The sequence below is a fragment of the candidate division KSB1 bacterium genome (assembly GCA_016214895.1).
GTDB lineage: Bacteria > Electryoneota > RPQS01 > RPQS01 > RPQS01 > JACRMR01.
On sequence record JACRMR010000023.1, the window covers coordinates 24,469 to 49,963 of the forward strand.

Genomic DNA, 25,495 nt, shown 5'->3' on the forward strand with positions numbered 1-25,495 from the left:
TCTATTTGATGCTCTTCCACAACCGCCAGATCTCGGCGCGGTGCGGCTCGTCCAGCCAGCCCTCGACGGTGTGCAACACCAGCTCGACTTCGTCGTGCGTGGCGCCGAGATTGAGCGCGCCGCGGATGTGCGAGTGCAGTTGGCGCGGGAAGCCCTGCACGGCCAGTGCGGCGATTTCGAGCAGTTCGCGCCAGTGCGGCGGCAGTCCGGGGCGTGACATCACGAGCCCATAACCGACCATCACGGTCCACGCTTCGAGTTCGGGCGAAATGGCCAGCAGATTCGTGCGCAGCTTCTCAACACTGCCCGCATACACTTTGGCCTGCAAGTCATAGCCGCGATGCAGCCACACTTGACTGAAGCTCTCTTCGAGTTCGCGCGGATCGCCGGTCAGCGTCGCGTTGAAGACCTCGTGAATCTGAAAGAAGGCTTCGAGCGACGTCTGAAATCCGGCCAGCAGGAGCAGTTGCAGCGCGGCTTCGCGCAGCGCGGCCTGATCGAGTTGACGGTCGCGGTAGTGTTCAAGCAACCGCTTCGCTTCCGGATTCTGCGGCGTGAGCCACATCACCGAGAGTGCCGTCAGATAGATCAGCGTCTCGTAGTCGGGGTGCCGCTGGGCGGAGCTGATCGCGCGGTCGGCAGATCTCATTCCAGCGGAACCGCCGCGCTCACGGCTGCGAGCAGTTCACCGTCGCGCACCAGTTCAATCGCCTTTTCCATGTCGCCGGCGAGGACGCGGTCGCGTGTCAGGACCGGTATACTTTTGCGAAGGAATTCGTGCGCGGCTTGTGAACCTCGTCCGAGCATCGCGTGGGGCACATTCTCCTTCCGCAGATCAACCGCCTGTGCGGCGCAGAGCAGCTCAATCGCGACGACACGCTCGATATTCTCGAGGATTTGCATGGCCTGCCGCGCGCCGTGGGTGCCCATCGAGACGATGTCCTCTTGATTCTCGGAGGTGGGAATCGTGTCGATGGAAGCGGGGTGGGCAAGCACCTTGCTTTCGGCGACGAGCGCGGATGCGGTATAGCTCGCGATCATGAATCCCGATTCGACTCCCGGCTTGCGAGCGAGATAGGGAGTCAAGCCGAAGTTCAGGTGTCGATCCATCAGCCGCGAGACTCGTCGTTCGCTGAGATTGCCGAGTTCGCACAAGAGGATCTTCATGTAGTCCACGGGCAGACCGATGGGATCGCCATGGAAATTACCGCCGGACAAGACTTCGCCGGCGTCGGCAAACACGAGCGGATTGTCGGTGACGGAGTTGATTTCCGTCTCGATGGCGCACCGTACGTGCGCCAGTCCGTCGCGAGCGGCTCCGGCGATTTGCGGAGCGCAGCGAATGCTGTAGGCATCCTGCACGCGTTGCGGATCGGAGTCGGCGAGTTCGCTGCCTTGCAACAGCGCGAGCAGGTTGTTGGCGACAGTCGCGTGTCCCGTGTGCGGCCGCAGTTTCGCGATGCGCGGATCGAACGCCGTGCGCACGCCGCAGGTCGCCTCGATGTGCAGCGCGAGCGCGATATCATGCGCTTTCAGCAAGGCCTCCGCACGCAACAGCGTGAGCAGCGCGATGGCGGTCATGATCTGCACGCCGTTATTGAGCGCGAGTCCCTCCTTGGCTTCCAGCACGACGCGCTCGATTCCGGCCTTATGCATCGCCTGATAGCCGGACATGCGCACACCTTGGTACCACGCTTCGCCGGAGTCCTCCTCGGTATCGCGGTCCGGATCGCGAGAGAGCACAATCGCGATGTGCGAGAGCGGAGCGAGATCGCCGGACGCCCCGAGCGAACCTTGCGCGGGGACAATCGGAATCACGCCGCGGTTGAGCATCTCCAGGATGGTCTCAATTACGCGCGGCCGAATGCCGGAATAGCCCTGCGCGAGGGCGTTGGCGCGCAGCAGCATCGCGGCGCGGACAATTTTCGGTGGGAGCGGATGGCCGACCCCCGCGCAATGCGAGACGATCAAATTGCGCGAAACACGACGGGCCTCGGAAATCGAGAAGCGTTCGCTTTTCAGACTTCCGAAGCCCGTGTTGATTCCATAAACAGCGGGCGCGGCGTCAGCCGCCGCACCGAGCTTTTCGATCCATTTGCACGCCGGCAGCATCTGTTCGGCCGCCGTCGGACTAAGTGCTGCCGGTTCGCCCGCGGCGACGGCGGCCACCGCCTCCGGCGTCAGCGAATGGCCATCCACGACAATGGTAGCCAAGGCGCCCCCTTAACTTGAGACGCGGGATTTGTCCACGAAAACCGGCTGCCAGCCTTTCTCGGTCTTGACGACCACGCCGCCAGCCACTTTACCGGCCGGTGGCTCGACGTCGATCGTCTGAATCTGCGGATGCTTAATCAGGTCAATCAGTGCGACCGGGCGGGGGATCGCTCCGCCGGGAGTGGGCGGTTTGTGACCGGACGCCGAGAGCGAAGGTCGTCCGCCGGTCTTTTGCTGTGCGCGTTCGCGCGCGCCGACGGGATCAATGCCGTGGGCCTCGCGGAGTTTGTCGAGCTTCGCGCTGATGGCCTTGCGCGTCACGCCGAAGCGGTCCGCGAGTTCGGCCATGGGAACCTTGCCGTAGTTCTCCAGCAGATATTTTTCTTCCGCGGGAGTCCATTTCTTTGCCATATCGAGCACCTCCTAAGGGGTTGAATTAGTCGGGGAACCAGGAACAAGTCGGGTTTCGGTCGGGTCGCGATACCCTGGCCCGGCGCGGCGGGCATGCGGGCGATGCCATCGTCGGCTACTTCATCAGAATCATTTTGCGCGTGAGCACACCGAGCGGAGTGGAGAGGCGGTAGAAGTAAATGCCGCTGCCGACAGCGGTACCGTACTCGCTGCGGCCATTCCACGTCAGGCGGTGAATTCCGGCCTCGGCGACGTTGTCGGAGAGCAAGGCGACCGAGCGACCGAGCACATCAAAGATCTCCAGCCGGATCGGACTGCTCCGCGGCAGGCTGAACTGAATGGTCGTCTCGGGATTGAATGGATTCGGGAAGTTTTGCGCCAACTCGATTTCTTGTGGCAGCGCGGTGTGCTCCGGATCGGCGGCAACAATTACCGGCGGCGTCGTCGTCAGCAGAATCTGCCGTCCGGCATCGAGCGCAGCCGCCGACTGCGCATACTGCCCGCTACTGAAGTAGGTGGCGCCGTCGTCCTGCGCGAGGTTCTCGAAGCCCACAGTGGCTCCGCTGTTGCTAAGGGCGCGCGTCGAGACTTCGTTGTAGAGAAACACCCACTGCGCATTTCCCGATTGCGTCGGGTAGGTCGCGGGATTCAGCAGTTGCAACTGGAAGGTACTCCGATAAGTTCCCGTTTGCCAATCGTGAACTTGATACCACTCGACGACGAAGCGATCGGTGGCTGTGTCGTAGTAATACGCCAGTTGGCCGGTCTCACCGAAGCGGTAGAACAAGTCATCCCACAACACGGCGATCATCGACGAGATGTTGTCGCCCGGATTGGGGAACGGCGTATTCGCGTAATTCGTGGCGGAAGTCGGTCCCGGACGAACCCAGCCGTCGGTCGAAACAGACAGCGTGTCTTGGGCCACCCCGTCGTAAGTGAAGCTGAACGGAACGCGCACTCTGAACGTTTGATCGCTCTGGGCGGCTTCGAGCAACGTGCCCGGTCCTCCCGCCGCCGGTGCGATTTCGAGCCACTGGAAGTTCGGAGCAGCCGAGTACTCGACGTCCGTGTTATCATAGAGCCAATAGAACCCGTCCGCATCGGAGAGCGGATCATGGGGGCCGATCTGCCCGATGGTCAACTGAATCGGCAGTGACACTTGGTAGAGGTAAGATCCCATCTGAATCGTCGCGGACAGGTTCAGCGCCACCGGATGTCCGGACGGTGTGCCGCCACTGGCCTGCAAGCGGAACGAATTCTCGGGGAAGTCATAGTCGGTGCCCGCGGCAATCTGCGGCGCATCGACCGGCGCGGAGACGATCGTGGTGTATTCATCGGCGGTCACCAGCGAGTATTGGCCGCCGAGCAGCGTGGCGTTTCCGCTGTTCGCCAGCGTGACTTGCAGGTCGATCAACTCGCCGCGCTCCCAGATGCCGTTCTCGCCGTCTTGGATCACGGTTTGGGTAAGCGAAATCGAGGGCACGTGCAGATCGAGATAGACATTGGAGGTTGTCGGCTCTCCGTTCTGCGACGTCCAATGCAGCACAAATTCGAGCTGCTGTACCCCGGAGATTGTCGGGGCTACGGAGAAGCTGTAAGGCGACGCGCCGACGGCAGTACCGCCCGCGGGAATGTTGCCAAAGGTGGCGCTGTTGACCGTGATCCCCACGCCACCGGTCGTCGTCGTGAGCGTGGCCGCCGCGCTGTTGGCGATCTCCGTGCCGATATTCCGTGCCGTTTCGCTCCAGGCGATCGTTTCGCCCGGATTAACCAAGCCATCGCCGTTGCCGTTGTCGGTCAAGGCGAGTTCGCCGTGGGCAAGAAACGGTCCGACCGGACCGACATCAAGTACTCGGTGGAACGCGAGCACATTGTCACCCGTGATGGTCACGCCGATGGAGTCCAAGCCGGTAGTTACCACGGGAATCGTAATTAACGACTGACCGGGCTGCATCCAGCGCGTCACAAACTGACCGGCCTGATACCAGACCGTGACATTCAGGCTTTCCGCTTCCACCTCGGCCATATTACCGACGGTCAATTCAAGATTGAAGTTCCCGCTCGGGACGGCCGGCGGCAGACTCACGTCAAGGCGCAGCGGAGTGTCGGTGAAGACCTGCAACGACGGGTCACTCAGTACGAGGTACTGCCGCAGCATCGTCTCGGTGACTTCGCGCACATCGCCGTCAGTTTCGAGGAACAGGTCGAAGATGCCCCACGCTTGCATCTTTCCGCTCGCGAGCGCAGCCCCCAGCGTGGGAATGTGCCAATCGAGGAACGCGCGGTAGAGCGAGGAATCGAGGCAGTCATTGTACACGGTATGCGTGTTCCAGCAGGGGCCGATGAAGCCGGCGGCACCTTTTGGTTGGGAAACCGTGCCGACCAACATCCAGTCTTCGCCGAAGCCGAATCCATCAGGTCCGTCGAACTTGCCAACGCCGCAACCGATCCCGGTCACGATGCACGGCTTGCGGACGTTGTTGAGTTGGTTGATGCTGTTTAGATAGAATCCGATTCCCGCCCAGCCGATGTCCCAGCCCGTGCCGCGATAATTGACGAAGGTCACGCCCTGGGTGACTGAGTTAATCAACGGCGTCGGTCCCTGGTTGTCTCCCCAGAGCGAATCCACGTTGGGGAAGCCGTGATCCCACAGCATGGTCTTCACGCGACGCTTGGTCAGTCGCTGCGAAGGATACTGCTCATCGGCGGCGACGGCGGCGCGCTCGAAGCGCAAGGAGTCCGTCACAAAGGTATCACGTTCGTGCAGGATTGTGCGCGCGACTACGTTCTGGACCTCCGTGGGCGTGTTGACAATCCACCGGCCGATAAACAGATCGGGGAAGACATCCGAACCCTGCACACAGGAGAAATAGGCCTCGTTGGTGTACGGGTCGCCGGGGTTGTACGATTGCTGGCTGAACCGTGTAAGCGGGTCGTCGGTATGCAGAGGGCTGATGGGCAGCTGTGTCTCGTCACCGCAGAGCAACACATAGTCGATGCGGGGCGACGATGCATTCAGCTCCTGCACGATGCGGTCATGCACCTGCGTGGCGCTGGGATTGCCGCCAATGGAGTTCTTGGGCAGCGCCGTCACCTTGATTCCGCGCTCTTCCTTCCAGCGAATCCAGGACGACAGATTCGTGCTATAGCTGTCGGGATAGATCAGAAGGATATGGGACGGTTCGCTCGTGTAGAAACTCGGGATCGACTCCCAGTTGGTCAAGACCGACTGATAGACCTTTTGCCACGTGCGCGAGAAGGCGGTGCGCGGCGTGGTGACGGGATTCTGACCGGTTTGGTCATCGATTTCGATGGAAACCGTGGCCTCGGTCACGACGGCGCAGGTCGAACTGGAATTCGCGTACTGAATTGGGCGGAAGGTAACGGGTACGACGCGCACACCGCCCAAGATTCCGACATCTCCGACCATGACGGCGGCCGGATTGGGATTGTTCTCCGGGATATTGATCGTCGGATTGACGTTGAACGTGGTCGTCTGCCAATCCTCGATCACGGCGGCCGGGTTCCCCGTGGAGGGCAGGGCAAGGAAGATCGTGAAGCGCGGCACGAGCGTTCCGGAGGCGTTCATCTCGTCCCACGTCCCGGGAACCGGGTTGTTGAAGTTGATCGCGGATCCGGTCGGCAGGTTTTCCATCACCAGATGGAGCCGCACGCGGTCAGCGCTGAACTCGGTCACCGTGATGGTCGGAGAGAAGCCGGCCCCCTCGTACACACCGAAGGGGAGCACGTCGGGGACGGCCGTCACAGGAGTTGCTGCAAACAAGCCGAGGCCGGCCAACAGGCAGAACAGGTACAGTTCCGTCCGGGTCTTATTCATGGTCCTCTCCGCTGAAGACAGATCGTTTACGTGCGCCAGTCATCGGAATCGCGGATGGTTTGACTTTCCGGTTCCGTTCTACTATTTTACTACCGACCCACGCAGGAAGTCCCCGTTGGGGTTTTCGTATTCAAGGGTTTGTTAAGACAGGAGTTATGCAAATAGCGAGGTGGCCGAAACGCGGCCGCAACCTTTTGAGATCATAAAATATATGGGATTTCAGCGAGGAGTCAAGGACGCGGGGTGCCAACTCGAAAATGGAGCAGGTACTCGTAGTGCACATTCTTCACTCTTCGTGCACAGGGAACAGGGTACTCGGGGTTTAAGTCGCGACAGATTTGGCCGATAATTCGATATAGAGGACTGTCCCGGGTGACCGGGTCTGCAATGCAAAACTTGGCTTCGAGCTCTCCGCGCCGCGCACGTGCCGTGGACAGCCATATGGGAAAGAAAGGACTGGCGATGAACGCAAGACGTTGGAATCTACTCACGGTGGCGGCACTGCTTCTAACCGCGTGGGGTTGGGCGAACGCGGCCCCGGACCATTCGATCAGCGCGCTGGCTCCGGGCTGCACGGTCGAGCAGCTGGAACAGGAGTGGAACCTGATTCAAGCCGCGAAGCAGGCGGATCAAGAGATTACCGAGGAGATGTACGCGCCTTACTACGCGTTGTTCGGACGCCTGTATCCCGAGCGCGGGCTGGAAGGCTCCGGTCGCGGTGAGGGCGACAACCTCGATCAGGGCTACGATCGCTGCCCGGGCTTGGTCATTAACCAGACGTTTCCCATGACCTGGGTGGACTACGGCCAGACCTATAACTATGGTAATGATTGCCGTCGGCCTAATTGCCGCGACGGCAAGGACATTGTCTATCAGTTTAACGTCACGCAGCGCGACTCGATCATCATCAGTACCTGCGGGTCAACGTTTGACACGTGGCTGTGTGTGTACCAAGATGTATGCTGCAGCTCGACGCCGCTCTTTTCGAATGATGACAACTGGGACATCTGCGGCGCACACACGATGCTGTCGGGCGTCGCCGCCTGTTTTGACCCGGGCACGTATTACATCGTATTGGATGGTTACGGTCGTTCGGCTTATGGCCACTATGCCCTGTCGATCAACGGCCTGGGGAACGCCTGCATTCCGCCGATACAGCCGGTGGATTGTCCGCCGGAATGGCCGCGCCACTTCGAGGATGGGATCGACGATGAGCCCTGCGGCGAGGGGAACATGTTTCTCGAGTGCCCGGCGGGCCTGTGCGGTGCGGTGGACGGCCTCGGCGACATCGATGTGTTCGATTTCAGCATTGACCAGTGCAGTGTGGTGACCTTGACCGTGTACGGCAACGATACTCCCGGCCACCACGGCTTCACCGAGGGGCTTGACCCGTACGTGATCCTGTACAACAGCGTATGCGAGGACGCGTTGTACACGAATTTCGATTACAACGACGCGGATCACACGGGCGATGTGCTGAGCGATGATGCGCGCATCGTGACGCTCTGCCTGCGCTATGGCGAGTACCACGTGGAAGTCGGGGGCCAGAATGAGACGGACGGGCCGTACGAATTCTGGTTTGACTGCGTTCCCTGCGGGAATCCCGAGCCGCTCGACATTACCTACCACTACGAGGTTCCGGGCTGTGCGGTGCAGTTGACCTGGCCGAGCAGCGGCTCGAACTTCATCTACTACGTCTGGCGCTACGAGGATGTGGACGGTTCGGGCTTCTGGCAGCAGATCGCCACCACGCCAAACCTGTTTTATTGCGATACGTACGAGAGTGAATGGACCGTAATCTACGCGGTGTTCGACAATCCGTGCGGTGAACCATCGGGCGGGCCGCAGCTCCGCGGGAACACGCAGGGCCGTTGACGCGCAAGTGCGCTTCAGCCGAGGGGCGGGTACCAACCCGCCCCTTTGCGTATTCCGAAGTCACCGAGCTGCTAAAGCGTGAGCTTCAGTACGCCCAGGATGGCCAGCAGCCAGCCCGCGCCGACGGTGATTCGCGCGCGCGCGAAGTTGCGCGGAGCGGCGGCGAGCAGTTCGCGGAGTGCCTGATCGTTCTCTCCCGCCGCCAAGATTGCCGCGCGGAATTTTCGCGTCTTGTTCAATGCCGACAGGGCATCACCGAGGAGCAGGATGCCGAGTAGCTGTTTGAAGGCGAGCCAGAACGTATTGCCGAAATCGAACCACCGATAGCCTCCGGTCATCGTCATGAACGCTCCGGTCAGCACCACGATGCCGAGGATCGCCGCGGTGATGAAGCGCATCCGGATCGCCGTCAATACCAGCGCCGCCCGGGCGCGACCCGCGGTTGCCTGTTTGAATTGCGCGCCGATTGCCCGCAGGGGAACGATCGCGCCGATCAGACAAGCCATGCCGAGCACGTGAATCAAGAGCGCGAATTTCATGGGCCGACTCGCTCCAGTGTGCACATGATCCGATAGTAGGGCGGAAAGTTCAGCCGGTGCACCATCTGCTTCACGAACTCCGGGTGGCGATCATAGCTGTTCTTGACGCGGCGCGCGACGCTCTTCAGATTCCCGAAGAACACACAGCCGATGTGCAGCATGCCGTTTTCCTGTCCTTGAATTCGCACCTTGAAGTGCTGCAAATTCCCGGGCAAGTATTGCGTCGGATCGGGCAATGGATTCTGGAAGTGTTCATCGAGCCACCACGGTCGTCGCACACCGAGCGGCCGCAAGAGATCATATTGCCAGCTCAACAGGGTGTCCGCGATTCTACCGATCTTGCCGGCCGGATGCGTAATGATGATTTGCCGGCGGGCCACGCGGCACATCTCCTGTACGACCGGGGCGCGCCAGGCTTCCGGGAGGTGTTCCAGCACTTCGATGCACAGCACGATATCGAAACTGCGATCGCGAAACGGCAGGGCCATGCCGCTGGCGCGGACGGCCTTCTGCTGCGGAATCGGCGGCTCCGGATACCACGGATCCACTCCGACAAACGGATGCGGGAGGCAGGCGCCAAGCCCCTGCGGTCCGGCCCCGACTTCGAGGATCGTGCCCGCGGGATGCGGCCCCAGAATGCGCTCGACCTCGCCATAGCGGATCAGCTTGTCAAGCATGCTTCTTGCCCGTTCCGCCGACCAAGTCGCGCAACTTGCGCAGCACGTCGCCCAGCGTGGAACTCATTTTCAGATGCTGGCGCGCGGTGCCCGGATGTTTGAGATGGAAGAAGATGTGATCCCAGTTGTACGACGACCGAGGCGCCGGGTCCTTGTGGTGAATAGCCTTGACCCGACCGTCATAGAGTACGCAGTAGCCGAGGCGCCGCAACCGGATCGCGAAGTCCTCCCCTTCGTAACCCTTCGAGCGATCAAAGGATTCATCGAACATCAGCAGATCCTTGCGAATCAGCATCAGGTTCTCCGTGACACCGTGCACGACTTCCACACTCTCGAACTGCCCGGAATCGGGCCGATCAAAATCCCGCGGCATGGAGTTCTCCAGCGTTCCGCAGGAAAAGATTCTCCCATCGTACATCACCACTTTGCATCCGACCAGCCCGACGTCGGGCCGGCTATTGGCCGTCTCGAGCAGCAGCTCCAGCCAATTATCCTGTGTCACCGTACAATCCGCGTCGATGCTCGCGACCCACTCGCTCCGGCTGACCACTAATCCCTGATTTCGATTGGCGGCGATGGGCCGTTTTCCGACGACGGCAATCGCATTATACGGCTGACTCGTGTGCCGGAAAATAGAGTCCAGGCACTTCCGCAGAAACTCGTCAGGCTCGTAACAAATCGTGTAGATGTCAATCGGGTCGTGCATGGCGTCGGTCGGTGCAGCGGGCGGAGGTTGAGTGGAATCGGTCGCGTACGCTTATTTCTGCGCGACGAACAGCATCATTTCCGCTTGTTCATCATCCTTGCCGAACGACCAGATCTGTTCCTGCTTCCAGTCGGCGCTGCTGCGTCCGGTCATGACCTTTTCGGCGGCATGCACCCACTTGCGGGGAAAGCGCGGGCCGGCAAGTCCGACGGCGCGTTTTGCCCGCAGGTACCACACCAGCCATGATTTTTGATAGAATCCGGTGATCAATGGATGCGCCGAGCCCTGGCCGTAGAACTCGATGGCTCCGAACCCTGCCGCCTTCAGCTGATCGACCATTTCTTGTCGCGTGAATTCGTGAAAGTGGTAGGGATTCTTGCCCGCTTCGCTGTAGGTCTTGATGTTCGGCGTGCTGATGATGAGCCGGCCGCCGGGCTTGATCACCCGGAACATTTCGGTAAAGGCCCGCGGATCGAGTTCGATATGCTCAATCACTTCGAAACAAACCACCGAGTCGAACCGGGCGTCCGGCAGCGGGAGCTTTCGGATATCTCCCTGCACGAACTCGCCGGAGTATTTCTGTCGCGCCCGTTCGACGATTTCGGAGTCGATGTCCATCCCGGTGGTCTGGAAGCCCGCCTCGCGCAGCAGACTGGTTCCGTAACCTTCGCCGCAGCCGAGGTCAAGTACGTCGCGTCCGCGAACCTGCGAGCTACCGATGGCCCATTCATAGCGGGCCATGTGATGCGAGATCATCAGTTCATCACTGGCGTGTTCGCCTTCGGGCATCACTCGTTCCTGAATCATTCGTCGCTCCAGAGGGTTGGTTCGCGCATCAGCGCGCTTCGAGCACCGGCTGCTCGTTGGTGTAAAAAGAGGTCTTGATCCGCCAATACATGAACCCGGCGAGATAGGCAAAGGTCAGCAGCAGCACCGCGACCATGCCTTGAATGCCCCACAGCGGGATGAGCGTCAGATTCAGCGCGAGATTGATCAGGATTCCCGAGACGAGCGGGAGCGCGATCGCCGGCGCGCGTCCAGCCGCAACCATCGCGTTCGCAACGACGCTGTAAATCGGTTCGAGGAAGGTGATCACCAGCAAGGCGCGAAAAAACGGAATCGCCGCCAGATATTTCGCACCCAACAACCAGGGGAAGATCGAGTCGGCCGTGAGATAGATCACGATGTTTACCGGCAGCAGGGCGACCAGCAAACCGCCCAATGACTGTCGCAGCCGGCGTTTCAGGAGGCGGAATTGCCCGGCCGCGGCCAGCCGCGCGGCGACCGGGAAGGCGACAAAGTTGATCGCCTGCGAGAATAGCGTGTAGAATTTCAGCAGGGTCCGCGCGGCGAGGTACGGCGCGAGCTGTGCCGGGCTGAAAAATACTCCGCCGATCAGCGCGTCGCCTTGCTGGAGCGCCATATCGCTGACGGTCAGCAGGCCGTACCAGCGGGCATTGCGATAGACCTCACGGAACTTGCCGCTCAACCGCGGTTTCAGCAAAGTCGGATAGAAGCAGATGCCGACGATCAGCGCCAGCAGTGCGGCGACGACGTTCGCCGTGAGCGCCATCTCCGCCGAGTCCAACTTGTCGCGGGTGGCCAGCAGCATGAACACCGAGAGCGAGCCGATGAAGTACCCGGCCTCGATGAGGAATGCGACGACGACCCGGCTCTGTGCCTGCGCCAGCCCGAATGCGATATCGCGCGGCACGAGGACCACGAGCATTACGGCCGCGATCGCCGCCATCGAGTGTCCGACATTCAGGAACGGCAGGAGGATCAGACCCGTCAGGCCCCCGGCCGCCGCGGTCGCGAGGCCGAACCAGAAGACGGGTCCCAAGACGTCTTCCTGTCGGCCCAGCGCCGAACTTCCGACCAGCGACGCCGACCACAGTCCGCGCGACAGCCCCGCGACGAGATTCACGAAGGCGATGGTGATCGAGTAGCGACCGAAATCTTCGAGCGGCACCACGCGCAGCACGAACAGGATGAACCCCGCGCCATAGATCGCCGGCAGCGCCTTGACCGCGAGCGATCCGACCACACGGACGGCGAGGTCACGATTCACGGTTGAAGGGTGCGATCCGGCGGCATTGCTCAGTAGTCAACCTCGATCGGCAGCGTTGCCTGCACGAACTCGCGTCGGGTGGCGAAATTCCGCAGCAAGTCCGCCGCCTGCCGGATCGCCGCTTCCTCGGGTCCAATCCACAGTCGCGTCCAGACGGATTGCGCGCTCAGATTGAGGCGGCGCGAGAGATAGGTGAACCAATCCTGTTCCTCGGGATAGAACCGAAGTTGCACGGCGGCGCTGTCCATTCCGGCAAGTTCAGCCGCCTTTGCGACGGCCACGTCGAGCCCGCCGAGTTGATCGACCAGCTTTCGGTCAAGCGCCTGTTTTCCGGTCCAGACCCGTCCCTGCGCCACGGCGTGCACCTGCTCCACTTCGAGCTTGCGCCCGGTGGCCACGTACTGCACGAATTCGTCGTAGATGCCCGTCGAAATCTGCATGAGTACCGCGCGTTGCTCGGCGGTCAGGTCTTTGTCAAGGCGAAAGAATTCGGCCCATTTCCCGCGGCGCACGGTCTCGACGCGAGCTTCGGCCTTGCGGTAGAGCCCCTCCGCGGAGGGCAGCACGGACACGACGCCGATCGAACCGGTCACGGTATTGGGCTGCGCAACGATCCAATCGGCGCCGCACGAGATGTAGTACCCTCCGGAAGCGGCGACACTGCCCATCGAGACCACAACGGACTTCTTTGCTTTCAGACGCAAGACTTCGCGCAGAATAATATCGGAGGCGAGCGCCGAGCCGCCCTGCGAATTGACACGCAGCACCACCGCTTTGACGCGATCGTCCTCCGCGAGTTCGTGCAGACGTTCGACCATGTCGTCCGAGTTGATCCCTTCAGAGCGGTCGATGGTCGGCACCCCGTCCGGCGTGTAGGAAATCTCGCCCTCGGCGAACAGCACCGCAATATGATCGCCATGTACACGCGGCAACGAACGCGCGTAACGGGCCACCGAAGTTGTGGACAGCTCTTCACCGTTGCCGAGCTGATTCTCGAACTCCATCCAGTCCGCATTCCGGTCCACAAGCTGCTTGTCGAGGGCCTCCGGACCTGTGATCAACAGGTGATCGCCGGACAACAGTTCCTGCTCGAACCTGGCGCCGGGCGAGCGCGAGGCATCGGTTTCGCTAACATAGGTTGCAAACAGGTCGTCGTAGAGCGCTTGCAGGCTGGCCCGCAACGGCGCGGACATGCTATCCGCTCCGAGATTCTCAAATGCACCTTTGAAATCGCCCACGTGAATGACGTGGAACTTGAGCCCGAACTTTTCGAACGTTCGCTTCAGGTAGGTACTTGACCGTCCCAGTCCTTCAAACACCAATCCGGCGGACCTGCCGGGATAGGCGATGATCGAGTCCGCCACCGACGCGAGATAGTAATCACGGTCCGTGGCGAGCTCAAGATAGGCATAGACCGGTTTGCCCGAGGCCTTGAATCTGACGACGGCTTCACGAATTTCGCGCAGATCCGCGAACCCCGCGGCACCGGTTGGTCGCAGGATCAGACCGGCGATGTTCGGGTCGTCTTGGGCGTGGTCGAGGGTCGTCAGGATCTCGGCCAAACTGGGCGCGCCGCCCGTTCCGAACAGTCGAAGTTTGGGCAGCTGCCGATGCTCCTCAACATAGCCCGTCAGGTCCATGACCAGATAGCTGTCCTTCTCGACAACCGGGGCGGCGCCACCCGTGGACTTCATCACGAGGGCCACGATGCCGACCACCGTCCCAAAGAAGAGCAGGAACAAGGCAACCAAGACCCCCAAAATCCAACAGCAAGCTTTGCCTTTCATCCTCATTCACCTTTCTTCACGTCGAAGGGCCGCCGGACCGGAACTACGGTCTCAAGCAATGGTTGAACTATTGTTCGAGTCTGTGCCGACAGTTCATGACAAGCATGCGCGGGGTAACCCAGGCGGGCGTCGCCCACGGCAGCTTGTTTTGCTCAGCAGTTGTTACTAAATTACGGGTAAACAGTATCAGCGCGGGGCACGCGGGTTGCAGCGCTTCTTGAAGATGTCCAATTACTCCAGAAATCGGGACCGGAATTCGTGAGAACCGACCGCATCGCCATCGGCAGCGCCATCGTGATGGTGATCGCCGCATATACCGCCGCGGTATTTGCGTTCTTCAGCACGGCCGGCGAATCACGACTGTTCCTGCTCGGCATCATCGGCCTGCCGCTGTCCGTCGTGCTGTTTCTGTTTCCGCGGGCAGCGCTGATGCTGCTGGGACTCCTAGTCTATTCGGTGGATTGGCTGTCGGACGTCTGGCATGCCGTCCCGCGCGAGGCGACCTGGTTGATCGATATTTTGATTTTGCTGCTCCTGGGACGGACAGCGCTCTTTTCATTTCGCCGCAAGGAGCCGATCCCGTCGCTCGAGAAGTGGATCTACGTCCTGATCGGGTTCGCCGTGCTTTCCACCATTATCAACGGCTCGGGCCGTGCGACGGCGTTTGTCGGGATGCGCGTCGGATTCCGCTATCTCGGTCTGTTCGTTGCCGCGTACTATTTGAGTCCGTCGCCGCGATGGTTACGCGGCTATGTGCGCTTCCTGTTTGTGATCGGACTGATTCAGGTTCCCGTGGTTCTGATCCAGTACTTCGTGTACGGCTGGTCGGATCCCGATCTGCTCTGCGGGACATTCGGGATCAGCCAGACTCCCGCGGTGGCGCTGTTTCTGCTGATCTTGATCACCTACTTGGTCTCGCGGATGATCGAGGAGCGCCATCTGCGGCTCGGATTCGTTGTCGCCATCGGGATCATGATGATCTGCCCGCTGCTGGGCGAGGCCAAGTTCTTCTTCATGTTCCTGCCGCTACTGATGATCTTCATGATTCGGCGCGAGTTCCTCGGCCGCCCGGTCATGGCGATCGGGATCACGCTGGCCGCGGTCGCGGCGATTGTGGCCGCGGATTTCGTGATCGTGGCCTCCGGCGGTTGGGTGGAAGGACGAAACCCGCTCACCTATGTCCGGAAGTTGCCCGAGGTATTCGCCGCGGAGCTGGAACCCTCGACGGAAGAGCGCTACGAGCGCTCGTACACCTATGTGGCTGCATTGCGGTTGGCAGCGGAATCGCCGAAGCACGCGGTGTTCGGCAACGGACCGGGCTCCATCACACAATCCGTGATCTCGGAAGGGCATTCGGCCAAGTCAGCGTACTTTTCGCAGTGGGGGCTGTCCTCCAACGCGACGTCGATCCCCTGGCTGCTGATTGAATACGGTTACGTCGGGACCGGCATCATGCTGTTTATTTTGTATTCGATCTACCGGCGGGGCCGAGTCTTGCGGCACTCGGGGGAGACCGAACGCCGGACATACGGCCGCACGCTGGAGTCGATCACGTTTCTGTATGGCGGGTGGCTGTTCTACGCGCCGTCCTGGCAATCGGACACGATGAACTTTGTGTACTGGCCGCTGGCCGCTTTCCTCGTGCACCTGAGCTATCAACCGGGACCGGCTGTCGCACCGGGACCTGAGGGCGCGGCGCTGACCGGAGCGCGCGATTGGCGGCAGTTGAACGCGTAGCTCAGCCGATCTCAGTGGAAAAGAGCAAACCCGATACGACCGGTATCGGGTTTTTCGTGACCCCACGGAGAATCGAACTCCGATTGCGAGAATGAAAATCTCGAGTCCTAACCGTTAGACGATGGGGCCGCAATGCGGGGATGGGTGACGATCTTCTCGGATGCTCCGGATGTCATTTGGGTGGCTGAGGGGATTTGAACCCCCGACCCTTGGAACCACAATCCAATGCTCTAACCAACTGAGCTACAGCCACCAGAAAAATGAGCTCGCCGTTCGGGCGACCTTCAGCGCCGTTTGCCGGATCCGCGCTCGAGCAGCGGAGCCACGACGGTATCGAGTGTGGGAGATCCGATTTCCTGCAAGTCGTAGCGGACGCGAATCGCCGGCTTGTCGAGTTGAATCACACGACGCAGATCGATGGGCGTGGCGATAATGACCAGATCGGCCTTGGCCTTCTTGATCGTCGCCTGCAAATCTTTCATCTGCTTGGCACCGTATCCCATCGCCGGCAGCAGCGGTCCGATCCCCGGATACTTGCGGAAGGTCTCGGCGATCGTGCCGACCGCATACGGCCGCGGATCGACCAATTCGGCGGCGGCGAACCGCTTTGCCAGGACAACGCCCGCGCCATACTTCATTTCGCCGTGCGTCGTCGTGGGACCGTCTTCCACAACTAATACGCGTTTGCCGCGGATTTTCTCCGCTCCCTCCGCGGAAATCGGGGAAGCCGCATCGATCACGACCGCCGTCGGATTGCAGATCTCAATCGACGCGCGGACCTGCGCCACCTGCTCCGGTGTCGCACTGTCGATCTTATTAATGACGATGGCATGAGCCATTCGCAAGTTGACCTCGCCCGGGTGATACGAGACCTCGTGACCGGCGCGCAGCGGATCGCAGACGGTGATATGCAGGTCGGGCTTGAAGAACGGGAGGTCATTGTTGCCGCCGTCCCAGAGCACCACATCCGCCTCTTGCTCGGCCTGCCGCAGCAGCCGTTCGTAATCCACTCCGGCATAGACAATGGAGCCGCGATCGAGGTGCGGTTCGTATTCTTCCATTTCCTCAATCGTGCAGTGCTGCGCCTTGAGGTCTTTGATGGAAGCGAATCGCTGCACCGCCTGCTTGACCAGGTCGCCGTACGGCATCGGGTGGCGCACGACCACGAGCTTCTTGCCTGCCGCCTTCACCAGCTCCGCTACCCTGCGTGTGGTTTGCGACTTGCCGGCGCCGGTGCGTACGGCGCAAACAGCAATCACCGGCTTTTTGCTGGGAACCATCGTGGCCCGACCGCCGACCAGGCGGAAGGCCGCTCCGGCGGCAAGCACGCGGGAGGCCCAGTGCATCACATACTCATGCGCGACATCGCTGTAGCTAAAGACGACTTCGTCCACCTGTTGTTTGCGGACGAGGGTCTCCAGTTCAGCCTCCGCATGAATTGGAATTCCTTTGGGGTATAGTGATCCGGCCAATTTGGCCGGATAGCGACGGCCATCGATATCAGGGATTTGCGTGGCAGTAAACGCGACAACATCGCAGGCCGAGTTGTCACGATACAGCATGTTGAAATTGTGGAAATCCCGGCCGGCGGCTCCTTGGATGATCGTCTTGATCTTGTTCATCGGGTTGGACGGGTCAGACAGTGAACTTGCGAAACTATGAATTTATGATTCTCGGCGGTAAAAGTCAACTCGGGCCCAATCTTGCCTTTCGCGGGGGATGTCGCTAACTCGTAAATAGTTATATTATACCATGTTAACAGATCGTGTGCAAAGCGAAGCGCCGATCTTGAGGACCGGCGCCGGTGCGACTTCAACCGCGATTGGCGTAAGGAGGGCTCAGACGAGCTTGCCCTCCGCCCGGCACTTGCAATGACACTGGAGCAGGTAGGCGAGGAAGTCCGCCACTGCCGAAAGCGTGCGGACATAGGCGGGTGCTTCCGGTCGCGGCTCGCGATCCGCCGTCATGAGCACACCGAAGACGCGATCTCCGTCTCTTAGCGGCGCGGCCACATAGCCACGGAATCCGGCGGCCCGCGCCGTCTCGCAGAACTCCCCCTCCTCCCGCGAAAGGTCGGCGAAGGCACAGGCCTCGCCCGTGCGGGCGACCCACCCGCAGCGAGTGGTCGCCACGGAGATCTCCGTAGTGGCCGGTGACATGCCGTAACAACCGGAGTAATCCAGAGTAGCTCCGCCCGGCCTGAGCAACTGAATGGCCACGATGGGGAAGCCGATATGTTGTGCGATCAACTCCGGCACCACGTCCAGTAACTGGTCCCGGCTCGCGCCGCAGACAAGCAGGCGCGACAACTCGGAGACGACTTGATGCTGGACCTCCCGTAATCGCTGGTCGGTGACGTCGCGGGCGCTGCCAACGATTTGCAGCGCATTGCCTGCTTCATCCCGCAGCGAAACCGCGTTGCGGCTTTCGACCCAGCGCCACTGATTGAGCTTATCGCGGAATCGCCACTGGAGTTGCATGGTCGTGCCGTCCGGCTGGCGCACCAGCTCTTCCATCCGTTCATTATAGTGACTGATGTCGTCCGGGTGCACGCGCTGGAATACGAAATTCGGACTCAGGAGCTCCGGATCGTCCGGCGAGAATCCCAAGCTTTGTTTGACGCCCGGACTCACTTGCAGCATCCGGTGTTCGCGGAGATCGAAAACATACAGCATGTCCGGGGACGCATCAAGAATGCGTTGCACGAGCACCTGGCTTTGCGTGAGTCGTGCAACGGTTTCCTTGTGGTCATCTACGTCGAGACAGGAACCGATGTACCCTTGATACCCGCCCTCAACCCCGTAGCGCGGCACGCCGTGGTTAAGCACCCAGCGATACGCGCCATCGCGCCGGCGCATCCGATACTCGAGCGAGAACGGCTTGCGTTCAGCGGTGGCGGCCTTGAATTCGGCCTGGAATCTCGCCGCGTCGTCCGGGTGCAGATGGTGACTCCAGTCGGCCTTGAACTGCTGGTCCGGCGGCAGTCCGAGGAAATCGAAGCCCATGCGGTTGAGATACGCGAGCGCGTTGTTTTCATCGATCATCCAAATCATCACGGGCGTAGCGTCGGCGACGGAGCGGAATCGTTCTTCGTTTTCCTTCATCGCCGCTTCGACACGCCGCCGTTCGGTGATGTCGCGCACGATTGCCAGCACGAGTCCCTCCCCGCCAATTTCGACGGAGGACAGGGAGACTTCACAGTCGATCAGTATGCCGTCCTTGCGCCGATGCTTCCAGTAGAAGGATTGCGCGCTGCCCGCCATGGCCGCCATGATATACGCCCGGGCCGCTTCGGTGGAGGGTCTGCCGTCGGGCTGGATTTCGGGGGAGAAGTTCACGGGCGACGCGCCGATCAGGTCGGAGCGCGTGCAGGCGAAGATTTCGCAGGCTTTCGCATTGCAGTCGCGGAAGTACTCGTCCATCAGGAAGAAGCCGTCGCCCGAGCGCGTGAAGACGGAGCGGTACTTCTCTTCGGACTCACGATACGCTTCGGCGGTCCGCCGTTGTTGTTCGAGTAGCCGCGCGGTTTCGACTTTGGTCGCGGCGAGATCGGCGAACAATTCGAGATAGAGAAATGCCTCGGGCGTGGGGCGTTTGCCATCGACGGGATCATCGCAGTTGACGGAGCCGATCACGCGGCCGCCGGAACCGTAGAGCGGCACGTATGCCAGATCCATCGGATTCCATTCGTCGCCCGGCTGCACCTCACGGCGGCCCGGCACGACCGTGTCCACGGGGATCACGGACGGCAACTCTTCGGCCGGTACAAAGTAGCTGCGGCTGATTTTGAAGCGCTCAAAGGCCGGACCGAATTGCCGCGCGCGATCTTCCGGTGACCGTCGGTTGGACTCCAGAAACTCGATGTCTTCGGGTGTGCAGCCGACATAGGCCGCCTGGACAATTGCCCAGTTCTTGAACAGGCTGACGGAGACGGAACCCCAACCTGCCTCATGGACCGCATCAGCAATCCGCTGCAACGTCGCCTGCACGGTACGGGCTTCCTGTACGGCGGCGGCGGCGCGGAACAGACGCGTCAGCTTATCCCGCGATTCCTCGAGCTGCTTGGCGTACTCATCGAGGACGCCGAGCGAATCGAATCGCTCTTGCTCTTCCGTGACGCGAGCGATTTCCATCTCTTCGAGCTCGTACAGCCTCGAACGCAGCGCGTCGAGTTCGGCGGTGAGCTTCTCTACTCCGTATTCGGCCTCAGTCTGTGCGCCCGAGTTCACCATTCGTCGCGGATGTTTGACGTTGCAGAATTCCGACACTCCCCGCCGGCGGAGCGAATTGTTACGAGATCATGCAAAATTGATTCCCGAGCACGGGAGCCGCGGCGCCGGTCGGGTCTCCGGTCAGAACCGCTCCCTTAGCTTCATTCGCACAAAATAATTGCAGTGCTTCGGACGGACTGACGCGCAGAATGTGCAGGGTCTGGCGAATTCGGTCCTGAAGTTCCGCCAGAGACTCACCGAACTCGGCGTCGGGCCCTTGCAACCGCCTCGAATCGTCGGTATATTAAGTGGGCCCCTGACTCGTAACATCGCGCACTGCCGACAATAGCGGATTTGCCTTCTCGGAATGGACAAGAAACGGAGTGACGACGTGAGAAAAACCGTAGCAATTTGTTGCCTGTTTGCGACAACCATGTTGACATCTGCAATCGTATGGGCAACGCCTTTGGGTGGATCTATCCCTGCCAATTTTCACCGCCTGACCGGTCCATCGGCGGCGGTCCCTTGCCCGACTGAACTAATCGACAGCAATCCGGAGGCCATCCGCCTCGGCTTTTACGATCCGCCGTTCACACGGCTGGGTATTGAGCTGGGCGGCCAATCGTATGTTGCGCTGCGCATGGACGGTGAAGGCTCCACTCTTTTGCCGGGTCAGCCAGACTTGCCGATGGTGAACCGCGTGCTCATGGTCAGTAATCATGGGCAAGTCGGGGTCCGTATAGTTTCCCAATCTTACCATGTGGAGTCGCTGGACGCACTTCCCGCGCCATTCGTTTCGCTGCAATCGAATGACGAAGAAAGCCGGATGTTGGTGACTCCCGATAGTCGAATCTATTCGACGGACGCGTGGTACCCCGCGGAAGTCGCCGCGGTGAGTACTCCGGCGACGTTTCGCGACCTGCGGATCGTCAACTTGTCGGTATTTCCAATTCAGGTGAATCCGGTCACGCGCGAGATTCGCGTGTACGACCAGTTGGAAGTAGCGGTGGAGAATCTGGGCGGAATCGGCGAGCACGAGATCGATCTCGTGCCGCAATCGATCACACCCGGCTTCAAGAAGCTGTACTCGATGGTGACGAACTTCCGCGACAGCGCGTTGGACGCGTTGCCGGTAGTCCCGGGGAAGCAACTATTTATCTGTCCAGACGGCACGACGCAGGCGACCACGCAGCTGCTCGTGGACTGGCGGCGGAAGAAGGGCAATGATGCCTATTTGACCACGGCAACGGCCATCGGCGGGAACGATGCAGTCCTCATTCGGAACTACATAGTAACGGAATACAACAACAGCGGCGGCACTCTCGAATCCGTGTGTTTGGTGGGCGATCCGTCCGGTGGTGCGGGTTACAATCTCGCCACGCACGGCACGCAGCTCGACAACTTCTTCGGGACGTTGGGCACGGGACCGAATCCGGATCCGGTGCCGGACATCGGGGTCGGTCGTCTGCCGGTATTGGATGCCACTCAACTCGGGGCGATGGTCACGAAGACCGTCAACTACGAAGCGGATCCGTACGTCGCGGACACGACGTGGTTTCGTCGCGCGTGGTGCGCCGCGCACATTGCGACCATCGAATCCAACGCCTCGACGAAGCAGTACACGCGGCAGATCATGCTGCAACACGGCATGGATTCGGTCTACTTCAATATCATGACCAGCGACATGACCGCCGAGATCATGGCGCCGCGCATTGATCAGGGCGTGTGTGTGTTCAATCATCGCATGAGCTGGCTGTTTGAGATGGATCCCATCGAGATCGACGGTCTGACTAACGGCCGCAAGTTGCCGTTTGTGATGACGGTCACCTGCGGAACCGGGACGTTTTCGGGCAGTGGTGATGTCCTGTCGGAAGCGTGGGTGCGCAAGGGTACGGCATCGACTCCAATCGGAGCGATCGGCGCGGTCGGGATGTCGGGTTCAGGAACGCACGTTGCGCAGAACAACATCGTTGATGCGGGCGTGATGCACGGCATCTTCTCGCTCGGTATTCGCGAACAGAGTCTGGCGCTGATTGCCGGCAAGCTGGCGCTCTATCAAACCTACTCAGGGCACGACGATGCCTCGGTGAACAACTTCTGCTACTGGGCAAACCTGATGGGCGATCCCGGAGTGGAACTCTTCACGCGCGTGCCACGCACGGCAGTGGTTACGCACCCCGCGTCCATTCCACTGAACACCAACAACGTCACCGTAACGGTCGCCGTCGGCGGCGGTTCGCCCGATCCCGGGGCCCTCGTCGGCCTGGTGAAGGGTACCGAGACGTTCGCCCGCGGCTACACGGATGAAAACGGCATCGTGAATCTCGCTGTGTCCACGCCGACCACCGGGACGATGATCATCACGGTAACCGGCCCCGGCATCGATACCTACAACGGCACGATCACCGTGGCCTCGGCTGCCGCCTCGCTCTCGTTCTTCAGCAACACGGTTGACGACGACAACTCAGGTGGCACGGTTGGCAACAGCAACGGCGTGCTCAACCCCGGCGAGACCATCGACCTGAATCTCCGGCTCACCAATAGCGGTACGACCTCTACGGTAACGGGCATCAGCGGGACGCTATCGTGCTCGCATCCGGGAGTTTCCGTGACGGGCGCGACGCGCGGCTATCCCAACATCGCGGTTGGCGCGAATGCGGCTCCGACAACTCCGTTCCGGATTCAAACCGCACAGCTGTTCAACGCGGAGCCGATCTCGTTCTTCTTGACGACCACATCATCGGCCGGTACACAGGTCATTCGGCTCGATCTCACTCCGTCCAGCGGCGATGTGGCATTTGTCAGCAGTTCATTCCCCGACGGCAACAGTCGCGTCGATCCGGGCGACACGGGTCCGCTGACGGTGACGATCAACAACTCCGGGGCCGTTGCTTTCACGAACGCCAGCGCGATCCTGCGCTCCTTGGACCCCGACATCACTGTCACGGATTCCCTTGGAACTTATGGCGCGGTCGCCAACGGCGCCAATGCCACGAACAGCGGCAACCCGTTCGCGCTGGTCGCCTCGGCACAGGCGCTCGGCGGGTCCACGGCGCGAATGCAATTGGTGCTGACCGACGTGACCGGCTTCCGTGATTCCGTGGAATTCCTGCAAAACGTCGGACTGGTGGCCACGACCTGTGCAACGGGTCCGGACGCCTACGGCTACTACGCGTTCGACAATACGGAAACCTCGCCGGCCAGCGCGGCGTGCCAGTATTTCTGGACCGAGATCAGCGGAGTCGGAACCAACCTCGGGATGACCGATAACGCGCAGGATCAGGATCAGAGCGCGCTGCGCACGCTGCCGTTCACGTTCCGTTATTACGGAGTGGACTACACGCAGATTACGATCTGCTCGAATGGCTGGATCGCGTTCGGCGATCACACGGACATAACGGACTTCCGCAACTATCCGATCCCCGGCCCGCTCGGTCCGCCCGCGATGGTCGCCGCCTTCTGGGATGACCTGGTGATTGGCGGAATCGCGAATCCGGGTGTGTGGATCTATCATGATGTGGCCAACGCTCAGTACATTGTGCAGTGGCGCGTCCAGACGCGATGCACATTAGTGGATGAAGTCTTCCAGATCGTGCTCATGAATCCGGCGGTCTATCCCTCCGCCTCCGGCGACGGCAAGATTCTGATGCAGTACCAATCCGTTGCGCAGTCGAGTAACTGCACCGCGGTCGGCGGCGTCAACGACAACGAATACTCCACCACCGGAATCCAGAACGCGGACCATTCGGCGGGCCTCCAATATTGCTATTGGAATGTGTATGCACCGAGCGCCGCACCGCTGGCCGCGGGCCGCGCCGTCGTGTACACGACCGACCAGACCGGTAGTCTGATTGCGGACCTCACGTTGATCGCTCCGAACGGCGGCGAGCAGTGGTATGGCGCGGATGTCCGCGATATCGCGTGGCATCCCGGCGATGTCGGCGGCAACATCAGCATCGAGCTCTCGCGCAGTGGCACCGGCGGGCCGTGGGAACCGCTAACGGCTTCGACACCGAACGACGGTCTGTTCTCCTTTACCGTAACCGGGGCCGCGTCGAGCACCTGCCGTGTGCGTATTACGTCACTCTCTGACCCGTTGCAAACCGACGTTTCGGCGACGGACTTCTCGATCGCGGGACTGACCTTGTCGGCTCCCGACGGCGGAGATTTCTGGTTCACGGGCGATACCCGCACGATTAGTTGGGTTCCCGCCGGCGTGGCGGGTAATATCCGCGTCGAACTTTCGCGGACCGGAAGCGGCGGTCCGTGGACGGTGCTGGATGCCGGGACGGCCAACGATGGGCTGTTTGACTGGGTAGTCGTCAGTCCGATTTCGACGGCCTGCCGGGTTCGCATCACGGCCGTGAACGATGGCGCTCAGACCGATGTCTCCGCGGCCGATTTCACGATTGCCACGTTGCAAACGATCTTAAGCGAGGGCTTCGAGAGTGGGGCACCGCTCTGGACCCACGCGGCGAGCGGCGGCAGTTGGGTGGACCAGTGGCACATCTCCACGGAGCTCGCGCAGACCGGCACTCACTCGTACAAATGCGGAGATCCCAGTACGGGAACCTATGCGGCCCTGAACGATGCGCTGCTGCTCTCACCGGTGCTGACGGCGCTCCCGGCGAACGCGACGCTAAGGTACTCCTACCAGATTGAGGCGGAGGTCTCGACCACGTTTCCCGACTCGGCGTACGATGGCGGTGTGCTCGAAGTCTCGGCCGACGGCGGCGCATTTACGCAGGTCTTCCCCACTGCCGGGTACAATCGTCGCTTCCGGACGACGGCCGGCGGAGGCAATCCGTTCACCGGCCCGATGCCGGGACTGGCCTGTTACTCGGCCACGGTTTCGACCTGGACCACGGAGTCGCTTGATCTGAATCCCTATGCCGGGCAAGATATCCAGCTTCGTTTTCGCTTCGGATCGGACGCGGGTGCTCATCGTGAGGGCTGGTATGTTGACGATGTCTCCGTCACGGCCCCGCTGATCGCGCCTCCGCCGCCGACCGAGCCGATTTCCGTGACACTTTCCCGTCCCAGCGGTGGTCTGGTGACCCTGCACTGGGCCGATGACACGAATTACGGCTATAAGATTCTCTACTCGACGACTCCGGACGGACCGTGGACCTGGAATCCGGCCTGGGTGACGACGGGGAACAGCTTCGTGGTGCCGGACGGCATTGCCGAGGTAAGGCGCTTCTTCTATGTCATCGGTTGGGATGGGCAGTAGGCGACGCGGATCACCCCTATGATTCCCGGGCGGCCGGGGCCAAATGGCCCTGGCCGCTTTGTTTCAGCCTGCACGGTAGGTGATTCATGTCTCATTCAGCTCCGAGAATATTCTCCAACTCCCGTCGGCAGCTACTGCAATTTGTGCATTAGTACGCATTTACCGAGTGTGACAAATCGGTCGCTTGCGGTTGATT

At 60.9% G+C, this 25,495-nt stretch carries 15 protein-coding genes and 2 tRNA genes; 3 read left to right on the forward strand and 14 right to left on the reverse strand.

Annotation, left to right across the window (positions count from 1 at the left end):
• Position 1 precedes the first annotated feature (1 nt).
• The 4 genes from HZB60_11870 to HZB60_11885 form a co-directional block, all read right to left on the reverse strand.
• On the reverse strand, positions 2-649 hold the full coding sequence (locus HZB60_11870; GenBank protein ID MBI5060466.1) for a carboxymuconolactone decarboxylase family protein: 648 nt from the start codon (positions 647-649) through the stop codon (positions 2-4).
• Positions 646-2,205: a histidine ammonia-lyase gene (hutH, locus tag HZB60_11875; protein ID MBI5060467.1), complete on the reverse strand. Its 1,560-nt coding sequence runs from the start codon at positions 2,203-2,205 to the stop codon at positions 646-648. The genes HZB60_11870 and hutH overlap by 4 nt, the downstream gene beginning before the upstream one ends.
• An 18-nt stretch (positions 2,206-2,223) precedes the next feature.
• Positions 2,224-2,625: an HTH domain-containing protein gene (locus tag HZB60_11880; protein MBI5060468.1), complete on the reverse strand. Its 402-nt coding sequence runs from the start codon at positions 2,623-2,625 to the stop codon at positions 2,224-2,226.
• 115 nt (positions 2,626-2,740) lie between these two features.
• Positions 2,741-6,463: a T9SS type A sorting domain-containing protein gene (locus tag HZB60_11885; GenBank protein ID MBI5060469.1), complete on the reverse strand. Its 3,723-nt coding sequence runs from the start codon at positions 6,461-6,463 to the stop codon at positions 2,741-2,743.
• A gap of 462 nt (positions 6,464-6,925) precedes the next feature.
• Between HZB60_11885 and HZB60_11890 the strand changes: the two genes are divergently transcribed.
• Positions 6,926-8,338, forward strand: a complete 1,413-nt coding sequence (locus HZB60_11890; protein MBI5060470.1) for a hypothetical protein — start codon at positions 6,926-6,928, stop codon at positions 8,336-8,338.
• Between the two features lie 71 nt (positions 8,339-8,409).
• On the opposite strand, the gene HZB60_11895 is transcribed toward HZB60_11890, so the two are convergent.
• From HZB60_11895 to sppA, 6 genes are read right to left on the reverse strand one after another with little or no spacing between them, the layout of a single operon-like run.
• The gene (locus HZB60_11895; protein ID MBI5060471.1) at positions 8,410-8,877 is read right to left on the reverse strand and encodes a hypothetical protein; all 468 of its coding nucleotides are present in this window, start codon (positions 8,875-8,877) and stop codon (positions 8,410-8,412) included.
• The gene (locus tag HZB60_11900; protein MBI5060472.1) at positions 8,874-9,554 is read right to left on the reverse strand and encodes a class I SAM-dependent methyltransferase; all 681 of its coding nucleotides are present in this window, start codon (positions 9,552-9,554) and stop codon (positions 8,874-8,876) included. Before HZB60_11900 ends, HZB60_11895 begins: the two co-directional genes overlap by 4 nt.
• Entirely contained in the window at positions 9,547-10,260 is a 714-nt protein-coding gene (locus HZB60_11905) for a glycosyltransferase (GenBank protein ID MBI5060473.1), read from the reverse strand. The genes HZB60_11900 and HZB60_11905 overlap by 8 nt, the downstream gene beginning before the upstream one ends.
• Positions 10,261-10,311: 51 nt before the next feature.
• Positions 10,312-11,067, reverse strand: a complete 756-nt coding sequence (locus HZB60_11910; protein MBI5060474.1) for a class I SAM-dependent methyltransferase — start codon at positions 11,065-11,067, stop codon at positions 10,312-10,314.
• A gap of 28 nt (positions 11,068-11,095) precedes the next feature.
• A complete protein-coding gene (locus HZB60_11915) occupies positions 11,096-12,331 on the reverse strand; it encodes a polysaccharide biosynthesis C-terminal domain-containing protein (GenBank protein MBI5060475.1) in 1,236 nt (411 codons plus the stop codon).
• Between the two features lie 29 nt (positions 12,332-12,360).
• Positions 12,361-14,118, reverse strand: a complete 1,758-nt coding sequence (gene sppA / locus HZB60_11920) for a signal peptide peptidase SppA (protein ID MBI5060476.1) — start codon at positions 14,116-14,118, stop codon at positions 12,361-12,363.
• A gap of 258 nt (positions 14,119-14,376) precedes the next feature.
• Between sppA and HZB60_11925 the strand changes: the two genes are divergently transcribed.
• Positions 14,377-15,855 carry a hypothetical protein gene (locus HZB60_11925; GenBank protein MBI5060477.1) on the forward strand — a complete coding sequence of 493 codons (1,479 nt, stop codon included), beginning with the start codon at positions 14,377-14,379 and terminating at the stop codon, positions 15,853-15,855.
• A gap of 57 nt (positions 15,856-15,912) precedes the next feature.
• Here the strand turns inward: HZB60_11925 and HZB60_11930 are convergent.
• The 4 genes from HZB60_11930 to HZB60_11945 all read right to left on the reverse strand — a co-directional run bounded on the left by HZB60_11930 (position 15,913) and on the right by HZB60_11945 (position 20,087).
• A tRNA-Glu gene (locus HZB60_11930) sits at positions 15,913-15,984 on the reverse strand.
• Between the two features lie 50 nt (positions 15,985-16,034).
• A tRNA-His gene (locus HZB60_11935) sits at positions 16,035-16,108 on the reverse strand.
• Between the two features lie 31 nt (positions 16,109-16,139).
• Positions 16,140-17,477, reverse strand: a complete 1,338-nt coding sequence (locus tag HZB60_11940) for a GTPase (protein ID MBI5060478.1) — start codon at positions 17,475-17,477, stop codon at positions 16,140-16,142.
• A gap of 216 nt (positions 17,478-17,693) precedes the next feature.
• Positions 17,694-20,087 carry a PAS domain S-box protein gene (locus HZB60_11945; GenBank protein MBI5060479.1) on the reverse strand — a complete coding sequence of 798 codons (2,394 nt, stop codon included), beginning with the start codon at positions 20,085-20,087 and terminating at the stop codon, positions 17,694-17,696.
• Positions 20,088-20,532: 445 nt separating this feature from the next.
• Here HZB60_11945 and HZB60_11950 point away from each other — a divergent pair, with 445 nt between their 5' ends.
• Positions 20,533-25,299 (forward strand): choice-of-anchor J domain-containing protein, encoded by a 4,767-nt coding sequence (locus HZB60_11950; protein MBI5060480.1) that lies wholly within the window; start codon positions 20,533-20,535, stop codon positions 25,297-25,299.
• The last annotated feature ends 196 nt before the right edge of the window (positions 25,300-25,495 follow it).

What these genes read in the sequence shown, in the direction of transcription:
- sppA (MBI5060476.1), bottom strand. Translation starts at nt 14,118, where the DNA reads ATGAAAGGCAAAGCTTGCTGTTGGATTTTGGGGGTCTTGGTTGCCTTG.
- HZB60_11870 (MBI5060466.1), bottom strand. Translation starts at nt 649, where the DNA reads ATGAGATCTGCCGACCGCGCGATCAGCTCCGCCCAGCGGCACCCCGAC.
- HZB60_11880 (MBI5060468.1), bottom strand. Translation starts at nt 2,625, where the DNA reads ATGGCAAAGAAATGGACTCCCGCGGAAGAAAAATATCTGCTGGAGAAC.
- HZB60_11945 (MBI5060479.1), bottom strand. Translation starts at nt 20,087, where the DNA reads ATGGTGAACTCGGGCGCACAGACTGAGGCCGAATACGGAGTAGAGAAG.
- HZB60_11900 (MBI5060472.1), bottom strand. Translation starts at nt 9,554, where the DNA reads ATGCTTGACAAGCTGATCCGCTATGGCGAGGTCGAGCGCATTCTGGGG.
- HZB60_11885 (MBI5060469.1), bottom strand. Translation starts at nt 6,463, where the DNA reads ATGAATAAGACCCGGACGGAACTGTACCTGTTCTGCCTGTTGGCCGGC.
- HZB60_11895 (MBI5060471.1), bottom strand. Translation starts at nt 8,877, where the DNA reads ATGAAATTCGCGCTCTTGATTCACGTGCTCGGCATGGCTTGTCTGATC.
- HZB60_11940 (MBI5060478.1), bottom strand. Translation starts at nt 17,477, where the DNA reads ATGAACAAGATCAAGACGATCATCCAAGGAGCCGCCGGCCGGGATTTC.
- HZB60_11910 (MBI5060474.1), bottom strand. Translation starts at nt 11,067, where the DNA reads ATGATTCAGGAACGAGTGATGCCCGAAGGCGAACACGCCAGTGATGAA.
- HZB60_11905 (MBI5060473.1), bottom strand. Translation starts at nt 10,260, where the DNA reads ATGCACGACCCGATTGACATCTACACGATTTGTTACGAGCCTGACGAG.
- HZB60_11890 (MBI5060470.1), top strand. Translation starts at nt 6,926, where the DNA reads ATGAACGCAAGACGTTGGAATCTACTCACGGTGGCGGCACTGCTTCTA.